Consider the following 17,000-nt stretch of genomic DNA (forward strand, 5'->3'; position numbering starts at 1 on the left):
TCTGCCCAGTCCTCCACGTTCAGCACCCTCCAAGAGTCCGGAGGGGTCAAGATTCGGAGACTGCCAGGGGGTCAGTTTTCACGAAGCAGCGACAGATGCGGTGAATCGGTGTCGAGCGCCCGGTCTAGTGCTGCCTCGACCTCCAGCCGCATGATGTGCGTCCGGGAGAGCAAGGTGGTGAAGCCCGAGACTTCTTCCATCACATCGGCGATGTCGGCTCGCTGGCGGGGATCCTGGATCCCCGCCATTTCCATGTAGTGAGTCAGAGACAAGGGGAAGAGATACAGCCCTGAACTAGCAGCATCTCGCACCGCAGTGAGCGCCGGCTGGTAGGGCCCCCCAGTCCGGTGTCCCGTAGCGGCCTTGGCCAGGCTGATCCAATGGTTGAGGTCCAGATAGACGAGGCGCTGTCCCGTCTGACGTCGAACTAGGTGACTGGGCCAGGCGTATGCAGGGGCTTGCCGTCGTGTCATGGCGGCCACTCTGGCAACCCCAGGGCCGCAGGTGCCTCCGAATATGGGTGGCAGCCCCTCCTCGTGCGCGACGCAGTGGGCCTACCGTTCGCGTGTGGCTCACACGCTCCTCACACGCGAACCGTGAGGGACAACGAGAGAGGGCGAGAGCCAGTGAGACTGACTCCCGCCCTCTTCTGTCGGCATCCGCCCTGGTCAGCGCTTGATTTCTGCTGTTCCTAGGCGAGTGCCCCCGGCAGGATTCGAACCTGCGCACACGGCTCCGGAGGCCGGGGGTTTCCTGGAGGTTTCTCAGGTCAGTGAGCTGACTGATGCTGTGTCAGGCTTGTCGTCCCACGCATGTCCCGTGATGTCGAAATGTCCAGAATAGCCTTGCTTGGTGACTCCAGACTGGAGGTGGATGCACCAGTCGGCTCAGACCAGATCAAAGGAGTTCGAGGGCTTTTGGCATGCAGTCAGCAGGGCGATGCGAGCGGCTTGTCCGACTATGCCACCGCGGATCCTGACGGCGGTCCGTCGTCTGCAAGGAGTTCTGCAGCGTGACCGGCGCCCCTGATGGCATGGTCCGGGAGAAAACGGCTGGCCTTCCCGCTCCACGTGATCACCAATTCGTCGCGGGCCCGTGTGGCCGCCACGAAGAGCAACGAGCGGGAGCGCTGCTCCTCCTGCCGGTAGCGCTCCGTCTGGTCGTGCCGGTAAGTCTCGATTCGCTGATGCGGAATGAGACCCTCACTCACCCCGGCGAGAAAAACCCGTTGGAACTCCAGCCCCTTGAAACCGTGCAGCGTGCCGATGCGCACGGCATCAACCCCTGACGGGATGTCCCTGCCGATCTCGCAGGCGCGGATGCCGTACTGCTCATCGGCCAGGGTGACAGCCAACTGCGTGACCGCGTCACGCGACGGGACGCCGACTGCCATCGCCGCGTAGGGCGTTCCATAACGGTCGTGGCGTTCCCTGAGAAGCGCGGCGATCGCCCGCATCTCGGTCTGCCAGTCTGGGGCACGCCAGTACTGCGGTGCCAGGCCGGTGAGGACGGACCGGTAACCGTCGAGAGTGTCCCGGCCGTCATCGAGATCGTCGAACTGCTCGCCGGTGATGAGCCCGTGGGCGCTACCCAGGATTTCGCGCGTGGTCCGGTAGTTGAGGGTCAACCGTCGAGACGCCCGGCCGGGCGTGCTGATGCCCAGCCGCCCCAGTACCACCTGGTGGGCGTAGATCCGCTGGTGGGCGTCGCCGACCAGGAAGATGTCGTTCGGGCCGGGCGTCACCATCGCGCGCAGCATGCGCCAGTGAGAGGCGGACAGGTCCTGTGCCTCGTCCACGACCACGTGCCGGTAGCGAGGCTTGAGCCACATACCGCTCCCGGCCTCGCGGTGGATCAGGTCGAGGCCACCGTGTTCGGCCTTGTAGCGGGCCTGCGCGGTCACCTTGGCCATCCGTCGGTCCTCCGCACGGGCGGCCTCGTCGGCGATGAGCGCGTGAGTGGTGCGGTGCTCCCGGTCCAGATGCGCCCGGTAGCGCTGGACCAGCTCCCACACCTTGCGGCGCTGGGGACGCTGGAGGACGCCTCGGCCCTTGCGCTCGGCCCGGAAGTACATGCGGTCGGTGCCGCAGCCCTGGGCGAGGATGACGTGTTTGAACTCCCAGTCCAGGAACTCCGCGTCGAACGCGTACTCTTCAGCCTCGGCGCACACAGTGTGCCAGAGGCCCAGCGCCTGTTCGTCGCTCAGCGGAGGGGCAAGCGGGGCTCCGGGGCGCGTTTCCTGGACGACTTCGCGGGCAAGCCGGTCGATCGACTTCACGTCGACCCGGCGCACCAGCTCGTCCCCGCCGAGCTGGTGAAGCCTGTCCCGCAGGTCCTTGGCGAGGTTGGTGTTGAACGTGGTGAGGAGCACTGGCCTGGTGTGCCCCGGCGGTAGCCTCTCCACCAGATGACGCACCCGGTGCAGCGCCACCACCGTCTTGCCGGTCCCTGGGCCGCCGGTCACCTTGGCCGACCCCTTGAATGAGGTGGTGGCCAGGCGGTGCTGCTCGGGGTGGAGGAAAAGCCGCCAGGCTTCGAACCCGTCGCCGAGCGCGTCGAGCACGGCCGCGTCCTCGGTGCTGACCCGGGACACCGGCCGCCGTGCCGCCTTCACCCAGTCGCCGGGATCCACCTGGTCGTCGGCGCGCCAGGCCTCGGTGATGTGGACCCGGACGTCGGCGGGATCCATTCCGTCGCTCAGGGCGAGCAGGACGTCGCGGGTGAGACCCGGGAGGTTATGGCCCAGCAGAGCGTCCAGCTGCCCCCGGTCCGTGATCCGCCGAAGCGCCGGAAGCAGCGGGGCGGACACGCCAAGGCGGAGCAGTTCGGTGTCGTCGCAGCGGGCGAACAGGGGCACCGGCAGCGACCGAGGGGCCGGATGAGCGGTGCCGTAGGCCGACGTCGGCTCCCGGGGCTCGGTCTCGGCCGCACCTTCTCGGAGCGGAAGCGCGACGACCTCACGGCTGACCACGCTCTGGTCCACGATCTCGACGCCACCGGAGACCTCGTTGATCTCCACGGTGATCCTGGCCAGTTCGTCGCGCGCCGTGTCGCCGACCCGCACCGCGAGCAGGCTGAAGCGGTTCTCGTCGGTCTCCAGCAGCAGGGCCATCCCGCGGCTGTCGATCCGTGTGAGGAAGAGCCGGCCGTTGCGGCCGGTGTCCCGCAGCGAGGTGAGTCGAAGAGCACGGTTGGAGCGGTCGGCGCGCAGCCGGCGGACGAAGTCGCCGACGGCGTTCTTGTCACTGGGGGCCAGGCGTTTGATGTCCTCGTTGGCCTGCGGGGTCGGGATGACCTGTGTCCTGATCGGGGTGTTCACGCTCCGCCGCCTCCCTCGTCCGTCACGCTGGTCCGCGCCTCGCGGAGCAGGGCGGCCAGTTCGGTCTCGTCCCAGGCTGCGGCCTCCCCGACGCGCCAACCCGCGGCGTGGCACTCGGACAGGTACCCGGTGTCCTGCGCGTCCTCGGCCAGAACGACGGCGATCCTTGCCGAGGGCCAGGCCAGTTCCAGGGGGCGGGAGACTCCGCGCGTGTCCCACCCGGCCTCGGGCGGCGGTACGTCACCCCGTTCCGCGAGCGTCCGCGCCAGCTTCTCGATGGCCGGGTCGCCCATGTACGACAGTTCCCGAAGCACGAGTTGCCAGGCGGTCGTCCGCTCAAGAGCCGTGGGCGTGGTGTCGCCAGCGTGCGCGACCATCCCGTTGCCGGAGTCCGTGAGGGGGACGCCGGAGCCCCGCTCCGGTTCCGCGTCGGCCCCGGCCGAGGCCGTGCGGGCATTGGTAAGCCCGGTACCCTGCCGGTCTTCGCGCAGGGCGGTCAGGAGCCCACCGGCCTGTCCGGCCGTCGCGGCCAGCAGGCCCGCGTCGAAGGCGTCCAGCGCGGTGCGGGCCAGCTGCAGCCCGTCCGCCCGGCCCTCGCCCGACGGGTCCAGGAACTGCAGGACGTTGCCCCAGCACAGCCACGCTTTCCAGCGGCGCCGGTGCTCGGCGCCGTCACCGGCGACAGCCTCCGGACGGTCGTCAAGTACCGCCAGGGCGCTCAGCCCCTGCGGTTTGACCCGGGAGTCCCCGATCAGCAGCAGGGGCAGCCCCGAACCGTCGCGTACCGGATACAGCCGCAGCCCGCCCCCGCCGACCGCCGGGCGTTCGTCGCCGCGCAGTGCGGCCTCCACCCACGGCACCGCCGCCTCGGGCCCGGCGTCGACGACGTCCTCCCGCCGCACCATGCTCATCAGACCCGCCACGGCAAGCCGTGCCAGCACTTGCCACCGGCGCGGATCCGGATCGGCCAGGAACCCCAGCAGCGAGGGGATCGCGCCGGCGAACAGCCGGTCCATCTCCGCCGGGTCCTGCCTCTGCTGAACCCACCGGGCACGCGCCTTGCTGCCCGGCGTGCCGTCCCCGTCCACCGGGTACGGAGGCCAGGCACCCCGCGCCTGGGGCCCGGCCAGCGCCGGGGCGAGCGCCCCCGCCGCCTCGTCCGCGTCGGCGTCACCGGCGCGCCCGGACCGCTCACGCAGCTCCTTCTCCCAGGCGATGACGTCGTCCCAGGTGATCTGCCACACCAGCATGCCGTCGGCGCGCAGTCGGGCCCGCTTGGCCGCGTCCCCGGCGATCCGGTTGACGGCTTCGGAGGCGTGCCAGCGGTAGCCGTCGAGATACACGGCAACCGGCACCGGGTGCGGCCCGTCACCGCTGACCACATCGTCCGCGGGACGCAGCAGCAGGTCCGGGACCGTGCCGTGGGCGTCGAGCGGCTTCTGCGCGACGACCTCCCAGTGGACGGGCGAGCCGTCCCGCCCGCGCAGGGTGAAGCGCTTGCCCTGGCGGCCGGTCGGCGTCTCCTCGTGCTCCACTCCCGCACCGTCGGGCGCGCTCTCCAGCCACCGGTCCAGGCAGTCGATGAACCGCCGTTCCAGGTCGCTCTGCGCCTGCGCCGCGAACCGTCGGCGGTCCACGTCCCCGCCGCCTTCTCCGCCTGCGGCCCGCCCATCCGGTCCCTTGCGGACGCGGCGGACGTCCCAGCGGCTGCGTCCGTCCACGCCGAGAACGTCGTCCAGCACCCACAGGGCCTCGCGCCGGTCGAGCAGCGGGTAGTCCCGGTCCGGTGCGTAGCCGAGCAGACACAGGTGGCAGGCTCGCCGCGGCCCCTTCTCGCAGGGGCAGGCGCGCAGATACTCCTGGGCACCCGCCAGCACGGCTCGGAACTCCTCGCCGTCGTGTTCGACGAGACGCTGGAGATAGCCGGTGCCCCCGGGCAGGGAGTCGTACAGCACCAGGTGGTTGCGGGTCAGGCCGGTCGCCCGGTCCGGTTCGCTGGTCGGGGCGGACCGGATGTGCGCCGGGTCGCCGCCGTAGCGCAGGGCCAGGCCGAGGTGGAGCGCGGCGGAGAACGATGCGAGCCGCTCGGGCACGTGCAGAGTCGCGGCGGGCAGCAGGACGCGCAGGGCCTCGGTGCGGTGCTCGGCGCACGTGATCACCCGAGCGTCCGCCGCCTCCACCGGCCGGGCCCGGCGCCGAGTGGGGCACCAGGGCCGGTGGTGCGCCAGCTCGGGCCGGGCAGCGATCGCCTCGCTCACCTGCTCCTGCACGGGCGGATGGCCCGGATCCCGGTCGGTGGCCCCGCCGCACAGCGGGCACACCGTGAACGGGCTGACGGTGACCTCACGCCCGGCGAAGAACGTGTCCGGATGCTTGCCCGGCCTGGCCGGGCCCAGGTTGAAGCGGCGTACGACCGCCTCCCGTACGTGGTCGAACCCGAAGACGGCGCTCTCGTGCCGCCAGCTCTCCTTGACGGCTGCCGGGTCGACGTCGACAGCCGTCACCGTCGAGTGGTAGCGGCGGCTGCGGGACTCCTGGTCGTCGATGATCCGGGCGTCGTCCCGCCGGTCACGGGAGGTGACCTTGCGCGGCACGATCACCGAGAACCGCGCGGAACGTCCGCCGATGCCGGGCCCGGCGCAGCGCGGGCACGGCGAGGTGTCCGCCTCCGCGTCCCGCCCGGTGCGGACGTGACCGCACTCCGGGCACACCCGCCACACCGCGATCGCCGGCCGGCTTTCCTCCCCGTCCCCGGTCTGCTCGCCGTGGCGAGGACGGGCGCCGAGGTCGAATCCGTCGACCTCGTGCCGGTAGCCGAGCACGTAGTAGGAGTTGCCCGGCGCCAGTTCGGTCAGCGCGGCCTCGGCGGGCCGCTGGTACAGGCGCGTCTCGGTGCGCCACTGTGTCCCCGGCGCTCGTTCCGCCTCCGCACCCCGGGCGCGCCGGGCGGGTTCCTTGCGGGTGAGGACCGCCTCCAGCCGGACGCCGTTCTCCACGAGGGTGTAGTTGGGCAGCAGTCCCCGCTCGACGAGGAACGCCTGCGCGCCGGACTGGGCGAGGGTCTGCAACTGCCCACGTACGGCTTTGGCCTCCCGGCCCAGGGTCCGCTTCTCGCGGGCCTCGTCCTCGACGGTGTCGTGCAGGGTTTCGGCGGCCTCGTCGATCGCCGCGAGCCGGTCCACCAGCTCAGCCCGTTCCGCCTCCCAGGCTGCCTCGGCATCCCGCAGCCGCCAGGCCAGCCACCGTTCGGGCGACCGCGCCGCCGCCGTGTCGTCGGCGTCGGGCAGCGGCTCCACGTACCGGCGGAGCTCCTTGTGGGCGTCACGGGAGGCCCCCGAGTCGGGGACGCCCTCGATCTCGGGGAACAGTCGCAGGAAGTCGTCCACCAGGTCGGTCCGGCCGACGACGGCCTGTCCGAACCGCCGCAGCCAGCCGTTCCGCCCGAACAGCGCGGTCGCCCGGTCCGGCAGTGGCAGCACGCCGTCCAATTTGCCCCGCCCGGCGAGGTCGAGCAGATGGGCGGTGAACTGGCGGCGCAGCAACTCGGTGGCGGACAGGAAGCAGCCCGGCGGCAGGATCTGCCCGGCGATCAGGTGCCGCGGCTCGGCTAGGTGGTACAGGGAGCGCGGGCTGGTGTCGGCGAGGGACACCAGCAGCGCGTTGCCGGTGGAGCGCCCCGCCCGGCCGGACCGCTGGACGTACGCCGCCGTCGTCGGCGGCAGGGAGGCCAGCAGCACCGCCTCCAACTGGCCGATGTCGATGCCGAGTTCCAGGGTGGGCGTGCAGGAGAGCACATTGGGGTCGGTGTGCCGCACCCCTTCGCGAAAGCCCTTCTCGACCTGTTCCCGTTCCTTGCGGGTCAGCACGCCGGTGTGCTCGGCCGCGATCACGCTGTAGGGGTCGGCCTCCCGGTACAGGCGGCGGTAGTAGTCGCCGCGGTAGTCGCGTCCGGCCCGTCCGGCGTCCGCCGCTGGGGGCCGTCGCAGGGCGCCGGCGCAACCCTTCAGCGGGCAGGGCAGCCCCGCCCACACCCCGACCCGTTCCGGCGGCACGGTCTGCGTCCAGCCGCACTCGCGGCACACCAGCGCGGCGTCGGCCGTCTCCTCGTCGGCGAGCGGACGGACCCGGACGTGCCCGGGGGTCAGCCCGTACACCCCGGCCCGGTCCTGGCCGCGTCCGGCGTGCTGCTCGCCGGTACGCCGGTACGCCAGCGCGCCGATGCCCGGTTCGGCGAGCCGGGGCAGCAGCCTGGCCAGGTAGTCGCCGGCCAGGGCGCGGTCCATGTCCAGGCAGCGTGCCGTGAAGTCGGTGTACCAGCTCTCCCTGGTGTCGACCCGTTCGAAGTCGGTCCGGCCGGGCCGGGCGCCCACGAGGACGAACGCGGGGGCCTCGGAGCCCCGCCCGAACGCCTGCATCCCTTCCGGCCGCCCGCCCCACACGCTGTAGCGGCTGCGGCCCTCCTCGCCGATGAAGGTGTCCAGCCAGGCGTGCCGTATCCCGCCGCTGATCCTGACGTGTTCCAGCAGACCGCGTACGAACCCCTCGAAGCGGCGCAGCCGTTCGGGCCCGGCGGCGGGTACCCCGGCCACCGCGCCCGCGTCCGGGCTGCCGTCCTCGGCCTCGGGTCCACCGTCCCCGGCCTCCGGACCGGCGGGGGACTCCTCGGCCGACGTCTCCCTGAACGGCAGCTGCTGCCGCAGCACGTCCTCGTAGAGGGCCTCGGCGGTCTTCGCCGCCGCCTCCGGGTCGGGCAGGTGCACCTCGGCGGCCACGGTCCGGGTGAGTTCCAGAGTCCGGCCGAGCCGCGCGTGCAGCCCGAATTCCAGCAGCGTGTTGAACGCCAGGCGCTCACCGACCAGTTTCCACGTGCCCTTCGGCAGCCGCTTCCGTCCGGCCAGCAGCCGCCGCACCCCGTCCACGTCGTGCAGGTCCGGTGGTACGACGGAGGCCAGCAGCTTCTCTTTGTCCACCGACGCCCGGCGCACCAGCGCGGCGATCAGCTCGTTCAGCGGCACACCGTCCTTCGCGAACTTCGCCTTTTGTACCGCCTGTTCGGTCAGCTGCTCGTGCACCAGCGAGCGCAGGGAGAACTTCCAGGCCCGGCTTGCCACGAACCCGGCCAGGTGCGCGGCGTCCTGCACCGAGTCGTTGAAGATCAGGGTGCGGCGCCGGTCGTTGCCGTCGGCGTCCCTCGCGGGCAGCTCGCCGCCCGTGAACAGCTGGGTGACCGCCACCGACGCCAGCGGCGCGACGCCCGCGCCGAGGAAGCGGATGCCCTGCGCCTGACCGCAGGCGGGGCAGCGGTCCTGTCGGGCGTATTCGTCGGCGTCCGAGTTGAGATACCACAGCTTCACGAACACCCCGTTGTCCGGGGCTTCGGCGATCCGTCCGCCGGGCAGCAGCACCTCGTCCGGGTCGACGGGCCGCAGCCGCTCCCCGTTGTCCTCCAGGACGAGCACGCGCGCGTCCCGCGAGACCGTGCCGCGCCGTCGCCGGGCCCGCGCGAGGGTCCGCCGGGCCTCTTCGGCCGCCTCGGCGGGCGTCGCCGCGATCATCGCCCGCACCCGGGCCTTCCCGGCGCCACCGCCGGCGCTCAGCCGGTAGATGTCGTCGGGGGCGGTCACCAGTACGGACGGGTTGCGTTCGGGGCATACGGCGCTCCAGCCAGAGCGCCCACAGTGCCGGCAGTACGCCGACGGCAGGCGGCCCGACCGCAGCACCGAACGCCGCCGCTCCTCCTGCGCGGCCGAGGCCACGGCGGAGGCGGCGGCCTGGTCGGCGTCCGACCAGGAGAAGACCGGCCGGGGTGAGACGAACCGCAGCACCCGCGACAGCGACCGCACCCACAGATGGCTCTCGATCAGCAGCAGGGGCCGCTCCTCCCCGTTCGGGGCGTCCGGGTCGCGGGCCTCGGAGATCAGGGCCACGAACCGGGCCAGCGCCTCGACGGCCGTCACCGGGTCCTGCTCCACCGCCAGACGCCAGGGCGAACTCGCCGGGAACGCGCCCATTACCTCCTCGGAGGTGAGCGGCCGGTCCACGCCGGTGGCCAGAAGGTCGTGCGTCACCGGGTGCGCGAGCAGCCGGCGCCCCAGCTCCCGGGCGTCGGATGTGTCGCAGCCGAGGACCGTCCGGGCCAGCCGGTCCATCCCCCCGGCCGTGGCAGCCGGATCGGGCAGCGCGGCCACCTCGCCGGGCGACGGCACGGGCAGCGAGGCGTCCAGCGGTTTCAGGAAGGCGCTCAACTCCCGCCGGTCCTCGCTGATCACCGCGTCGTCGGGGAAGTACGTGCCGAACACCCGCGACGCCACGTCCAGCATGGCGCGCGCCCCGCCGCCCCCGGCGGTCTGCGGATCGGCGTCCGGCCTGGCCTCGCCCAGGGTCGCCGACGTGGCCACCGGGCACACCGACCCGAGCGGCCGTCCCTTCTCGGCCGCCCCGGCGACCGCGCCGAGCCGCCGCAGCAGCATCGCCACGTCCGTGCCCTGCGCGCCGTCGTAGGTGTGGAACTCGTCGATCACCACGTACGCGAGGTCCGCGTCCGCCCACAGCGGGGCGTCGAGCTGCCGCTGGAGCAGCAGGTCCAGCATCTTGTAGTTGGTGATCAGGATGTCCGGCGGATTGCGGCGTATCTCGGACCGGTCCACCATCACCCGCCCGTACGGCGAGGCCGTCCCGCGCGCGCTCGCCTCGCCGATGTACAGCCCGGCGGTCACCTCGGCGAGCCGCCGGTCCTCCTTCAGCAGCTTGCCGAGCCGCCCCGCCTGGTCCCCGGCGAGCGCGTTCATCGGATACAGCAGCACCGCCTTGACGCCGGCCCGTCCAGCCGCCCGCTCCCGGCGGCAGTGGTCGAGCACGGGCACCAGGAACGACTCGGTCTTCCCGGAACCCGTACCGGTCGTCACCAGCGTGGGCTGCGGCACGTGCCCGTCCTTGGTGGTGAGCCGTGCGAAGGCCTCCGCCTGGTGCGCGTACGGCCGGAAACCGTCCCTCCACCAGTCCAGGTGCCGCTCCCAGCCGCCGGGGGCGGACCGGAAGGGCCGCCGGATGCGCAGGTACGGCCCCCGGAAGAGCCCGTCGGCGGGATCCGTGAGGAAGTCGGTGAGCGCCTCCTGCGTGGCCGGTTCGGCCAGCGCGAAGGTGGTGGTCAGGTACTCGACCGCCGTGTCGCGCAGCGCCTGCGCGGCGAGTGTGGGTCTCATGGCGGTCGCAGTCCCTCCCGTACGGCCAGACACGGGACGCCCGCCGACGGTTCCCCCGGCCCCGCCGCCCCGCACACGATCTCCACCACCTTACGTCCGGGCACTGACAGCGAGGTACGAATCAGCCGGAACGGACTGGTGGGACGCCTGCGCGGGCGGCGACCCCGTTAGGAGGGGACCGGTGCCGTGTACTCCGCCCACACGGTCTTCCCGGCCCGCCACCGTCCCGGGGCCGCCAGCCCGAGCGGGCGGCGAGCGCGGCCACGATCGCCAGTCCGCGCTCGGTGTCGTCCAGCGGCCGGACCGGGCGGCTGACGGGGAGTCGTTCGCCGACGGTGTCAGTGACGGCCACGCGGAGGACGACGGGCGCCCCGGCGGGGGCGGGGTGTACACCGAGGTCCAGTGGAAGTCCTGGCCGGGGACGCGCGCGTGCCGCACGGCGTTGGCGCACAGCTCAGCGACGATCAGCGTCACGTCGTCGTGGGCGGCAGTGCCGTATGCCCATCCCCACGCGTCCAGCTACACACCGGCCAGCCGCCGGGCGAGCCGGCGGCCGCGCGGGGTGCAGCTGAACCGCATCCCGTAGTGCCGGACGGGGAGAGGGGTTCGGGGTCACCGGTGAGGGTGATGACGTCCACTGGTCGCCCTGGCCGTCACCGACGAAGCGTCTGACTCGCTGTACGGCATGAGCCCTGCCACCCATTCCGGGCGGCAGGGCTCACGCGTGCGTGGCCGAGCCCTACTCCTCTGCGTTGCCGGGAGGCTCCGTGTCGCCGGGCTCCCATCCGACGGCCCGCATCCGCCGCGTGAACTCCGCGTGTGCGGCCCGCATCTCCTTCACCCGGTCCGCCCGATACAACGGTCCTTCGTACCCCTCGGGCACCTTCGCCGCGAGCGGGAAGTCTTCATGCGAACTGAGCTGCTTCCACGCGTCCTTGGGCTGACCGTAGCCGTGCTGCTGATGCGCCTTGGCGATCCGCCGCCCCGTGGCGTCGAACCACATGTTCTCCTCGTACTGCTGAAGCACGGGGAACCGCGCCCGGTACATGGCAACCAACTCGTCCGCGCTGATTCCCAGCCAGACGGCGACGATGGCGTCGATCTCGACAAGAGCCGCACGTCGGTCGAACTCAGAGCGGAGGGGAGTTTCACGCGTCCAGTCGGGAGTGATGCCCGCTGAGAGGGCTGGCCAGCCGGACGGCCACTCATTCTTCGCTGCCCAGTCATCCTTGTCCCAGGAGGCCCGGTACAGCTTGGCCCACAGACCTGCGTAGGCGTCGGTCTGCACGTTGAGGCGCAGGGTCCGGAGGAGCAGAGATGCGGTTAGGGGGTGAGTGGGTTTGGGGAGAGGAAATACGTAGGCGTCTGAAACATCCATGTGGTTTCTGTTGGTGATTCGCAGTAGGTATTCACATGGCAGCGACGCGAGGAATCCGGCGAACAGAGAGGTTTTTTCCACGGTGCATAGGGCCATGCTGCGCACGGCGTGAACATGAGTCGGCCCTGGAGGAATAAGGCTGGCGTGGAGTACGCGCTCGTTTTTCGCTCTGTTCATCTCCCGCCAGGCCACGCGGAAGTACGCGGAGTACGGCCGCTCCGCCACCGATTCCAGGAGTGACCTCGCTGCCTCGGCGGACCCTGCCGCGACCTCGGCCGCGTGCACAGCAGCCGGGGAGTTGAGGAGCTGCGTCAGTCGTTCATGGTCAATCCAGCGGTCCTGTTTCCTCACGAACCGTGACCTTGAGGTAGTCCGGCGATAGTTGGTACGCGGTACCTCCACCTCCGACAGCCCCGCAGCATCCCAGGGCTCCATCTGAAGCGCGGTCCGCGCCCCCTCCACCGGCCGCTTCGCGAACGGCGTCGCGATGCCGAAGAACGCCCCCTGGAGGATCACGTCCTCCCATGCCTCGGCCGGGCCGGACTCCCAGGCGAAGTATCCCTTGGTCCTGTCAATCTTCTCATTGAATCCAGAGCTGATACGGGGTTTGAGCTCCCCCAGCCGGTGTGGCCATCTGGCCAGCGCCGAGATGGCGGACTCCTCGGACGCGGTCACGGGGAACAGCAGTTTGGCTTCCGAGGAGGGCGCATCTTCGTCGCCCGTCAGCTTCTGCCAGTCGGTAAGCGTCGCCTCATCCACGGTCACGACCCGCTCCAAGTGGGGGCGTTTGTCCCAAGTGCCGTCGTACTTGATGCCGGGAGCATCGCCCTTTCCGTCATGGCGCAACGAATTGGAGAGCACCAAAGGGTGGACCAGCCAGCTCAGATGCTGGAATTTGATGGTGCGCTTCCGGCCATAGACGTTTACGCTGAAGTGCGTGCTGTGGTCGACCGGCTTGGCGAAGAGGTACAACTCGTTGACGAAGTCGGCGTGCAGACGCAGATGCTGGTAGGCGGCGTGCCGCAATTGCCCCTCGTTGGCCCCTGTCAGGTGGGTGGACGGATGGATGAGCCCCACAGTCCCCCGGTTACCCGTCGCTCGCCACGAGAGCAGCATGAAGGCGCGGTACAAGTCTGGACGGGTTCCAGCGATCTCCGGGTACGTCCCCTCATCCGACAGGAAGGAGGAAACGCCGGAGACGATTTCGAGCTCACGTAGATAGAAGGTGCGGTTCCGCCCGACCTTCAAGAGTTCCGCCGCACGCTCCCGACGATCGCCCTCGGCATCCTGCTCGCCGAGTGCGAACCAGGGTTCCAATTCCGCCATTACGGCGTCCTCGTCCCACTCCTGCCGGACCCACGGCGGATTCCCCACCATCACGTCGAACCCGCCCTCCGCGAACACGTGGGCGAAGTCCAGCTCCCAATGGAAGAACCCCCGGTCCTTGGCGATCTGCGCGGCCGTCCCGTGCCACGGGAACAGGTCGCCCAGGTCGAGGAAGGACACCCAGGCCGACAGCCGGGTCATCCGCTCGTCGAGGTCCTGCTCGAAGATGTCCAGGTCCGGCAGGCCGGTCACCTTCGGCATCTCGAACAGCGAGGCCGTGCCCTTGGCCCTGGCCTCCGCCTCCGAGTCGGCGTCGACACGGCCGACGAGGGCCTCGGCAAACTCGATCCAGTCGTCCAGCGACCGCAGGGCCACCCTGCGGTCCTGGCCGCCCCGGGCGACCTTCTTCAGGTCCCGGCCGTCACGGAAGTAGTCCGGCGCCGTGCCGTCCAGCAGGGCGACCTCCTCCAGGGGCCAGAACCACAGCGCGCACCAGGCGTCCATGAGCTGCCGCAGCCGCCAGTACGGGCTGCCCTCCTGGTGGAGGGCCTGGAGCACCGCCTTACGGTCCATGACCGGCCCGCCCGTCCCACCGGCCGGCGCGTCGGCGCCCCACACGGGAACGTGCCGCGAGATCTCCCGCTCGGACAGCTCCAGGCGCAGCCGGACCAGGCCCCACAGGTACTCAACCCGCTCGGCCAGCGCCATCAGCCGCCCGGTCTGGGACCGCCCACCCGGCCTCTCGTCGTCCTCACCGCCGGCGGGGGAGGTCCGGGCGGACACCTGGGCCCGCGCCGCCCGCGCCGACGGCACGGACGCGGTCGAGGCGGCCGGGGCACCGGAGTCCCCGGAACCGCCCGAGCCCTCGGAACCGCCGAACTCCAGCCCCGGCTGTTCCCAGATCTCCAGCCCCAGGTCGAACGCCTCCTGCCCGGACCGCTCCTCCGACTTCGCGGCCCGTTCCAGCGGTGTCGCCCGCACGACCGGCGCGGCAGCCGCCGTACCCGCCCGCTTCGACGCCTTCGAGCCCTCCGGCGCCCGCCGGATGCGCGACCGCCACCGCTTCAGCGCCTCGATCCGCTCCGGCTCCAGCCAGTCGGCGACCGCCCCGGCCACCACAGTCACCGGTGTCTGGTCGGCCGCTCCCTTCTTCGGCTTGCGTACCGACACGGCCTCGGCGACCGAGCCCCAGCCCAACGCCGGCAGCAGGAACTGGTGCACCGCGCGCCCCGGCAGCTTCTCCGGGAACGGCAGCACGCGCGGCTTCTGCTGGTCACCGGCCTTCAACCAGCCCCCCTTGCTAAGCCCCTGCCCCGGGTACACCTTCCGGGAGGCGCCGACGAGCGAGTTGCCCCGGTGCAGGTGCAGCCCGTACCAGGGAGCCCGCATACCGGGGTACATGGTGTTCAGCCACAGCGAGATCTCCGCCAGCTCCACCGCCGTACGGTTCAGGTCGACGCCGTAGGCGTTGTGCAGGGCGATGTACGCCTTAACCTTCTGCAGCTCGCGTGGGTACTCCTCCGGGTCGATCTGCTCGCCACGCTCGTGCTGGGCCAGCTTCAGGTACAGCTCGGCCAGCTGGTTCACGGCCTCGTTGAGGAAGGCGCCTGACCCGAGAGCCGGTTCGCACACCCGCCAGCGCAGCACCTCGGCGGCGGTGACCCGCGACTTCTCCGGTTCGCGGGGATCGACCTTGCCCTCGTCGTCGAGCCGGAACCGCAGAGTCTGCTCCACCGTGGCCTGGGTCAGCGACTCCGGGGTGTAGTAGGAGGCGCTGGTCTGCCGCTCGCGGCCGGCCAGCCGGTAGACGTACGAACCCACCGGGTGCACCACCGAGTCCGGTACGCCGGTCTCCGGATTGATGCCCTCGGTCTTGACGAAGACGCTGTCGCCGGGCGTGTCCCGGTACAGCCCAGAACGCACCTGCGCCTGGTTGATCAGCCAGCTCCCGCCCTCGGGGTCGCCGCCCTTGGCGACCTCGTACAGCGGCTCGGTGGCGACTAAACCCGAGTACGCCATCAGGCCCTCGTACACCGCGCCGAGGTGGTTGATGCTCAAGTTGGCGTAGCTGATGAAGCCACCGCGTCCCTTGCCCTTGCCCTCCACCAGGGTCAGATGGCGCAGCACCTGGTGGAGCACCTCGTTGCGCAGGCGCAGGTCCAGCGGCTCGGACGGGGCGGGGGAGCCGTCAGGCCGCACCCGGTCCGGGTAGGGGACGCACCGGCCGACCAGCTTTATCGACTCGGGGTCAAACAGGCGGGAGCGCAGGGCCTCGACGCGGACGTCGTCGTGGCCGTCGTCCTCGGCGAGCGCCGGCGCCTCCTCCGCGAGGACGGAGGCCGAGGCGCGGTCGGTGATGGTGTCGGCCAGCGGATGCCCGTGGTAGACCCGGTCGAACAGCAGGGCGAGAGACTCGTGGAAGTGGTGGCCCCGGCGCGAGGCGCTGCCCAGCTTCTCCGGCACGACCAGTTCACGCAGCCGGGCAACGCTGTAACCGGCGGCGTACGCCTCGGACTTCACGGGCAGGATGTTCAGCTCCGGCCGGGCCTCCGCGTACAGCAGGAACAGGATCCGGTAGAGGTAGCGCAGCGACTCCTCGGTGAGCAGGCGCGGCAGGTCGCCCGGCTCCCGCAGCACGTCGGGCAGCCACTCGGGCAGGTCCTCGGGGTGCACGCCGTGCTCGGTGCGGGCCCGCGTCAGAACCTCGTTGGCGATGAGCTGCACCGATTTCTGCAGGCCGACGCGGAGTTCGGCGGTGACGCCCACCGAGTGGTCCCGGGAGGCGGCGACCAGGCGGGCGATGCCGTCGTCCGAGCCGTCCTCGCCGGGGCGCAGCGAGTCGGCCGCGAAGACGGCAGCGATCAGGTCGATCTCGTTGGCCCGCGCGCCCTTGGCGGCCTTGCGTGGCAGCGCGGTGTCCAGGTTCACCGCCAGGTACCGGCCCCGGGAGAAGGCTCGCCGGTCGGCGAGGATCACCACGCCGCCGAAGAGCAGCAGCGCGTACCGGGGCGCGTTCTCCGCGTTCAGCAGCCAGGACGCCAGCTCGCGGACGGTGGTGAGGGTCTTCGACGCGGACACCCGCACCGGCGCCGGCAGCAGGTTCGCGGTGCCGTCGCCCCGGGTGGCGTCCAGGTCCTCCGCGAACCCGCCGGTCAGGACGACGATCCCGGGCTCGTGGTGGGCGACGGGGGCGGCGATGGGGCCGGTCGGGGTGCGGACGGTGAAGTGGCCGGGCGAGGGGCTGAACCCCAGGGCGGACAGCAGTCGGCGGTGCCAGCCGTCCAGCGCCGTCCGCCAATCGTCCTCCACCGTCTCATCCGGCTCGTCCGGGCGGGGTCCGGCGGGCTGGAAGGCCGGGGGCTCGGCGTCCGCGCCGACCGATCTCAGCACCTCGGCCGCCGCAAGCTGCGCCGCCATGGCGGGCGCGTACTGCAACCGGTTGTACTTGTCGGCCTCCGGGCCGAGTACGGCCCGTACGTCCATGTACGGGCGGGTCAGGTCGCGCAGTGCCTGCCGGGGAGTGGTCACACCCTGCCGCTCCAGCGCCGCCCACTCCTTCAGCGGACCGCTCGCGAGCTCCTTGGGCAGGATGTCGTCCAGGTAGAACGAGGGGAAGTACTCGCTCTCGTTGATCAGGGAGTCGAACGTCATGCCTGCGGCTCCTGCTCGCTGCTCGGACCGGGGAAGGACAGGGGCGGTGCCGGCACCGCGGGGACGGGGAAGAGGGACACACTGGCGGCGAGATGGCAGGTGCGCGGGGAGGAGACCCCGCCCG

At 71.3% G+C, this 17,000-nt stretch carries 4 protein-coding genes; all 4 read right to left on the minus strand.

What is annotated here, in order from left to right; genetic code table 11:
* Positions 1 to 71 precede the first annotated feature (71 nt).
* The 4 genes from AB0E62_RS25670 to AB0E62_RS25685 all read right to left on the minus strand — a co-directional run bounded on the left by AB0E62_RS25670 (position 72) and on the right by AB0E62_RS25685 (position 16,876).
* The gene (locus tag AB0E62_RS25670; protein WP_362198255.1) at positions 72 to 272 is read right to left on the minus strand and encodes a hypothetical protein; all 201 of its coding nucleotides are present in this window, start codon (positions 270 to 272) and stop codon (positions 72 to 74) included.
* A gap of 686 nt (positions 273 to 958) precedes the next feature.
* Complete coding sequence (locus AB0E62_RS25675; RefSeq protein ID WP_362198257.1) at positions 959 to 3,319, minus strand: UvrD-helicase domain-containing protein; 2,361 nt, start codon at positions 3,317 to 3,319, stop codon at positions 959 to 961.
* Entirely contained in the window at positions 3,316 to 10,521 is a 7,206-nt protein-coding gene (locus AB0E62_RS25680) for a DEAD/DEAH box helicase (RefSeq protein ID WP_362198259.1), read from the minus strand. Before AB0E62_RS25680 ends, AB0E62_RS25675 begins: the two co-directional genes overlap by 4 nt.
* Positions 10,522 to 11,260: 739 nt before the next feature.
* Positions 11,261 to 16,876 (minus strand): DNA methyltransferase, encoded by a 5,616-nt coding sequence (locus AB0E62_RS25685; RefSeq protein ID WP_362198262.1) that lies wholly within the window; start codon positions 16,874 to 16,876, stop codon positions 11,261 to 11,263.
* Positions 16,877 to 17,000 lie beyond the last annotated feature (124 nt).

This window comes from Streptomyces sp. NPDC038707 (genome assembly GCF_040636485.1).
Lineage (GTDB): Bacteria > Actinomycetota > Actinomycetes > Streptomycetales > Streptomycetaceae > Streptomyces.

Bases quoted from the DNA above. Each gene is read 5' to 3' on its own strand.
- AB0E62_RS25680 (WP_362198259.1), bottom strand. From the start codon at position 10,521: ATGAGACCCACACTCGCCGCGCAGGCGCTGCGCGACACGGCGGTCGAG.
- AB0E62_RS25685 (WP_362198262.1), bottom strand. From the start codon at position 16,876: ATGACGTTCGACTCCCTGATCAACGAGAGCGAGTACTTCCCCTCGTTC.